The organism is Streptomyces poriferorum, assembly GCF_019399235.1.
In the GTDB taxonomy this organism is placed as follows: Bacteria; Actinomycetota; Actinomycetes; order Streptomycetales; family Streptomycetaceae; genus Streptomyces; species Streptomyces poriferorum.
The window spans coordinates 1-850 of sequence record NZ_JAELVH010000621.1; the positions used below are offsets into that span (position 1 = coordinate 1).

General features: G+C 69.9%; 1 protein-coding gene and 1 pseudogene. Both read left to right on the forward strand.

Annotation, left to right across the window (positions count from 1 at the left end):
* The coding region (locus JGS39_RS40090) for a 2-oxo acid dehydrogenase subunit E2 (protein WP_219574665.1) at window positions 1–229 on the forward strand (229 nt) is incomplete at its 5' end.
* Between the two features lie 230 nt (window positions 230–459).
* Window positions 460–850: pseudogene (locus JGS39_RS40095) on the forward strand (molybdenum cofactor guanylyltransferase); the annotation flags it as partial.

Below are 850 nucleotides of genomic sequence, written 5' to 3' on the forward strand. Positions count from 1 at the left end.
CGTCGACGGATCGACGCCGATCATCAACCACCCGGAGGCGGCGATGCTCGGCGTCGGCCGGATCGTCCCCAAGCCGTGGGTGCACGAGGGTGAACTGGCCGTGCGCCGGGTCGTCCAGCTGTCCCTGACCTTCGACCACCGGGTCTGCGACGGCGGCGCGGCGGGAGGCTTCCTGCGCTACGTGGCCGACTGCGTGGAACAGCCGGCGTTGCTGCTGCGGACGTTGTAGGCCGGGCGCGGCAAGGCACTGCGGGGCTGTTACGGGCTCCGGTGCCGAGGGGCTCCCTCCCGTTCCGCGTTGATCCACCGGGGCCTGGATTGTGCTGATCCATCGGAACCTGGATTGCGTTGATCCACCGGAACGTGGATTGCGTCGATCCACCGGGACCTGGATTGCACTTATCCACCGGAGCGCGGACCGGGAGGAGCCGCCGGATGGTGGGCACGCATACTCGGGGCATGACCGCGTATGACGCCATCGTTCTCGCCGGAGGAGCCGCCAAGCGGCTCGGCGGTGCCGACAAGCCCGGGGTCCGGGTCGGCCGGGACCAGGCGCTGGTCGCCGTCTACCGCGCGGAGCCGCTGCGCCGCGAACTGGCACTCATCGCCACCGAGCACGGCAGTCTGGCCGGCCTGCCCCTGCGGTTGCTCACCCACGAACTGGCGCTCTCCAGGGTGACGGCGGACCCGCTCGCCTCGTTCGACTGCGACACCTGGGAGGACATCGCTTCGGCCCGGGCCCGGATCAGGGAGCATGGGACCGTGCTGGACGAATGGATCACCGCAGTCAAGAACGAACTGGGCATCGACCTCGACGTCGACACCGACGTCCTGCTCGACCTCGCCCGCG